This is a genomic window from Candidatus Acidiferrales bacterium (assembly GCA_036514995.1).
GTDB lineage: Bacteria > Acidobacteriota > Terriglobia > Acidiferrales > DATBWB01 > DATBWB01.
Window position 1 is genome coordinate 1 of the sequence record DATBWB010000036.1, and the last position, 5,285, is coordinate 5,285.

At 59.9% G+C, this 5,285-nt stretch carries 3 protein-coding genes; all 3 read right to left on the reverse strand.

What is annotated here, in order from left to right; translation table 11 throughout:
* On the reverse strand, window positions 1-325 hold a 325-nt coding region (locus VIH17_02815), incomplete at its 3' end, for a Wzz/FepE/Etk N-terminal domain-containing protein (protein HEY4682161.1).
* Window positions 325-1,953 (reverse strand): capsule assembly Wzi family protein, encoded by a 1,629-nt coding sequence (locus VIH17_02820; protein HEY4682162.1) that lies wholly within the window; start codon window positions 1,951-1,953, stop codon window positions 325-327. The genes VIH17_02820 and VIH17_02815, both read right to left, overlap by 1 nt.
* 10 nt (window positions 1,954-1,963) lie before the next feature.
* Window positions 1,964-5,143, reverse strand: a complete 3,180-nt coding sequence (locus tag VIH17_02825) for an SLBB domain-containing protein (GenBank protein HEY4682163.1) — start codon at window positions 5,141-5,143, stop codon at window positions 1,964-1,966.
* Window positions 5,144-5,285: the final 142 nt, after the last annotated feature.

A 5,285-nucleotide genomic window follows, 5' to 3' on the forward strand; every position in this document is an offset into this window, starting at 1 on the left:
ACATCCCAAGGCCATTCCCAGTCCTGGCCGTCAGTCCCGCGAGCATGGCCATGCCCGAACCGGATTGATTGTCCGGAGGCATCAATTGCGTGGAAGACTCATAACGTTTGGGGATCAAGAAGGCGATCGCCGTTCCGAACAGCAGACCAGCAAGGACAACTCTGGCAAGAAATCGCCGCTGATCCCAGAGCAGCCGGGCCCGGGCGACGCTTTGTTGCCGCCCCTCCAGGTCGAGCAGCTCTTCGCCGATTCCGTTCTCGGAAGGGGCCTCAACCTCGTTGGGTCGCGCAGTCGCCGGTGCAGCGCCACTGGCCGAGCTCTCCACTATTGGCTCCTTGGTTGCGGCCAGAACGTCAACTGAAAGGAGGCGGTGACGTTTGACCTGCGGTTGGTTGACAGCACGGGGAACGACCATTTTTCGTACTGAACAGAAGTCGAGAGGATTAAATCAGGACGGAGCACCAGATGCGCGCTCGTACCGATGTCGTTCAGCGTTCCGCCCCCCCTGATAAAATCCCCGTTCACCTTGGCATGGCGGTAGTTCAATTGGACGCTGCTCCGAGGAGACAGCCAATATGTACTTCGTAGTTGGAACCCGACACCTTGTCTACCTACCCAACTTCCGAGCAGATTGCCTTTGTTCGTGTAGGCGTCATGATATTGATTATTCGAGTAGATCAGGCGACCTGCGCTATCCGGACCTGCTGGGACATCGGTGCTGACCATTTCCGCCCGAAAATCCAACTTGGTTAGCCGTGGAAGTCGTGGGAGGTAGAATCCCGGGTTCATCGTGGTGCGGCGGATGGCGTCATCCCACATGAAGTTGCTGTAAAGGCTTAGCCAACCGCCAAACTGGTAGCTGATGTCGAAAGCTTCTCGCCGATCTCCTGGATCGTCACCCGGCGTCCGTCCCTGTATGTTAAAAAGGCTTCTCCCGAGGCTGCGGAATGTGAGCGGGTGACCAACCCCGGCAAAGACGCTCGTGCGGGAAAAGCCGAACTCGAGATTGGGCGTGGGCTTGAAGCTAATCTTTTGGCCGTGAATAAAGGGTCTGGCCGGAAACCGGTGGCCGGAGAGTTTGCCAACAAAGAACTCGGTACGGACAGGGCCCAACCAAGCGAAAACACTGGGCAGCTTGAAGGGCATGGCCCGGCTGATACGCAGCATATAGATCGGCTCGGCATTGTTGCTGAACAAGAGCGGCCCGCCGGAGCCCGGACCCCACCACAGGCTTTGTTTCCCAAAGGCAACCTGCCAATTCTCCAGGTTGACCGCGACATACGTGTCCAACAGGCGAAACTGATTGACCGCCGGAAAAGGCGTTGCCGGCTGCACCGGGATCGAGTCGGCTGCCGCGATCACATTTCGCGCTTGCTCGGAGAGTGCCGGGGAAGAGGGGGCGTGCTGGTATTCGCCGCGCACATAGACGGCGAAGCGACCGGCAACACCCCGGGCGGAGAACCCGGTGACAACGTTGGCGCCCTCGTGGTAGGGCCGGCCATAGTCGTTCACGATGGTTTGGCCGAAGTGGAAGCCGTCGGTCAGCGGCGTGCCGCCAATGCCCGTGAAGCGCGTGTAGAGCGACTCGAGGCGAAGTCCTCGATTGCGTCCTCCCCCCAACGCTTCGAGCTGCTCGGCAAATTCCTTTTCGAGTGCTCGGTACAACCGGATCGCTTCGGCTGGCCCCATGTCCTCCTGCTGGACGAGTTCGCCGGCTTCGTCAATCAGACGGGCACACTCGAGCCTTGTCCATGGCCTGATCCCGGCAAACTGAGTGTGGATGTAGCCCAGGGCGGCCAGGCGCTCCAGCGCCGGATAGATCCAACTATCCAGCGGCACGTATGTCGATCCCGCGGCTGGATAGCGCGGATAGTCACGCGCCTCCGCCGGCGCTGCCAAGGCCAGTGCCACCAGCAAAACCTGCAGGAAGCCGTACACGACTGCTGCTCTCAATCCAGCCACCTCAACGGACCAGCACGGCCGCGGTAACCGCCGCAGACGACGCCACCTGGGCCACACTCAACAAGTTCTTCCAGAGAGTCGAGCCGCCGATGGGTTTCTCGGGCACGACAATGGTGTCGCCGGGTTCAACGCGGGCGGACAAGACGTTCCCGCCCCACCAGCCTTCGCCTTTTCCGGTGAGCACAGATCCATTCGCGCGGACGATGAAGATTGCACTCTTGTCCGCCTGGTCGGTCGGCCCGCCGGCCTGCTTCAGGTACCAGGCTGCATTCTTCCGCGGCGTAAAGGTGATGGCGTTGGAGTTGTAAACCTGACCGTTAACCACCACGAAGTCCGGGCGCTTGGGGACATAGAGCGTGTCACCAGCTCTCAATTCGATGTCATCGGGAGAGTTTTCAAACTCGGCCAGATTGCTTCGGAGCCTGATCACCAGGCGTCCGGTGGCCGGCGCCCGCTGCAGGGCTTCGATAGCGCGCTGGCGCTGCTGGAGGGCGGTTTGTTGCAAAGCAACCTGCTCCTGGGCGCTCTGTTGGAGGGAAACCTTGAAGGTGGCTGCTTCCTGCTGAATGCGCTCGATTAAGTCCCGCCTGCTCTTTTCTTGAAGCTGGCGGACTTCAACGCGCTCGAGCAACGCTCCCTGCGGATAAGCCGCAGGGAGAAATCCCCCGCTCCGTTTCAAGACAGAGCTGAGCCGTTCGCCTGGCCGGATGCCATAAGTCCCGGGGTGCTGCACTTCACCCCGCAGAACAACGGATGCGCCAATGTCGTTCCAACCGGCCAACTGTCGGATAGTCAACGTGTCGCCGTGCTTAAGGAGAACATCGGCTTCGCCGTCCCCGGCGAGGGCCTTGGCAATCTCGACCTCCCGATGCTCTCCCGTTATCTTCTGGCCGTTGCGCACGAGGCTGCGGGTCAGGTCGGCCGACTCGGCAAACGCGCTGCGTCTGAAACCGCCTGCCAACCGCACCAATTCGGAAGCAGTCATTCCCTCGCCAAGAGGATACTTTCCGGGATTGGCAACTTCGCCCTGAATGAAGACGGTGGGCGGGTCAACCTTTGCCAGGTTGCGATGAACAAGGATTTGGTCCTTTGGTTCAAGGAGGATGTTCTCGGCCGGGTCGCCGGCGAGCGCTTTCGCCAGGTTGGCGCTCAAGACCTTGAGTTTGCTGCCGGTAGTCTTGCGGAAGACTTGGGAGTCCTCGGTCATGGCATCGGGAGTAAGCCCCCCGGCGAGATAGACGGCATCGCGCAGGTGAATCTCACCGCTCGTGCGATGTTGACCGGGTTCTCGGACTTCGCCGGCGACGGTTACGAAGGGCGGGTCCTCAAAGTCGTAGCGGCTGAAAACGCGGACCGTATCAAAGGGTTGCAGGGCAAGGTTCTCGTTTCCCCCGGCCAGGGCATCGGACAGATTGAAGGCCATCACGACCGGTCGAAAGTCCGGCTGGTCCAGCCGAATGATTTCCGCGTGGCGGTGCGAAGGCTCGGGCAGCAAGTCACTATAAGATTTGACCAGATCACCTACCTTCATCCCGTCGCGGTAGGGATATTTGCCCGGTCGGAACACATGGCCGTCGAGATAAACCGTCTGGTAGCTATAAGGGAGAATGGGGGAGATTTTGATCCGGTCACCATCTTGAATGTTGAATTGCTCCAGACTCTTCGACACTGCGCCATCATTCTCCGTCTCCGGAAGGTCGAGGCTGAGCATGATCCGTTTCTCGTGTGCCTCGACGCGCTCAACATCGATATGGCGGAGGGTGCCGGTGGGCATGATTCCGCCGGCCAGAATAAGGACATCGGACAGGGTCTTCTCGCCTTTGATTTCGTAATTGGCGGGCCGGCGCACCATGCCTTCCAGGGTGATCTGTGGCCCGATGGGAGGGACGAGGACGGTATCGCCAGCCTGCAGGCGGTGAACGTCAGATCGGATTCCGCGCAAGATCAAATCGTAAACATCAACCTCTTGAACTAATTGTTTTCCCTGGTAGTGGCGAAGCGTGCGGAGGGAGCCGCGGTCGGTCGGACCACCGGCGGCGTAGAGGGCATTAAGAGGCGTGGAAAGCGAACTGATGTCATATGCGCCCGGGCGTTCGACATCTCCCACCACATAGACGCGCACGGTGCGCAGCCGGGAAAGCGAGACGTCAGCCTGGACTTGGCGAAACTGCGTACGAAGAACTGCCTGCAAGGCTTGTTGAACCTGGCCGAGAGTCCGGCCGGTGACCAAGACGGGACCAACTTCCGGCAGAGCCACACGGCCTTGGCGGTCAACAATTCTTTGAAGTCGTTGCGAAACACTGCCCCACAGGTCAATCATCAGGCCATCGCCCGGGCCGATCACATAATCGGGCCCGACCGGAAGATCCATGGGCAGATTGTCGTTATCGCCGGTCCCGTTGCGGAAGATATCGGCGCCAAAGCGCTCGATGACCGGGGAGCGGCGAGAAACCTGGGCGTAAAGATCGTAAAGCGAGGGTACGTCGGCATAAGGATTGGGCCGGCGGACAATGACGGGCTGTTCCCCGCGCGGCTCGGTTGGTGGACGAGGCCGAGTATCGCGGTTGATTCCCGGTTCACGGCGGAACGCGCCCCGCTCTGCAGCCTCGTTCGAGAGAGGGCGACCGTCTTCCGCGGTTCGAAGCACCTCCGGTAGCTGCTCGGGGCGAATGCGAGGAAGCGGGGAAGTCTCACGATCAAAACCTTCCGGCGGAGATTCCGGCTCGAGCGTTTCCGGCTGACCGGAGACCTGCTCACGGGTTGCATCGCGGATGTAGCCGCGCCTTTCGAGTTCTTGGGTGGCAAGAGCCCTGATCCTGGCGTCCCGGTTCAAAAGCCTGAACAAGGCTTCGTCGGTTAGTTCCGTCTCGTCGAGCAGCCGACCTTGTTCGTAAGCCTTCCTGACCAGGAGCTTCTTGACCTCGAGCAGCAAGGCAGGCTCCTTGCGCAGGATCTCGATGATGCGATCGGCAGAAAGGGAAGTTTGGCCGATGGTCTCCGCTTCGGTTTCGATGTCTCGGTGGTACCGAGCGAGATCCTGCCCGAAGGCAAAAGCCGGCCAGCAAAACAGACTCAGCAGAAAAACAGCCGTCACCAAGACGACCGTTGTCTTGTGGTTAAATTTTTCACGGACTCTCGCGTCCGCAGCCCATCGCTCTGATGCTTTCTGGTCCTCGCGCATAATCCTTCTCCTACCAGATTGGCCAGCACGCTGCCGGACAAGGCGCCACAAGCTCCCTGCGCGAAATAAACGAGCGACCAGCGCCGTTCCAACTATTCGGGGCCATTTTCGGCAAATCAGACGGCATGCTTTATTGATCATA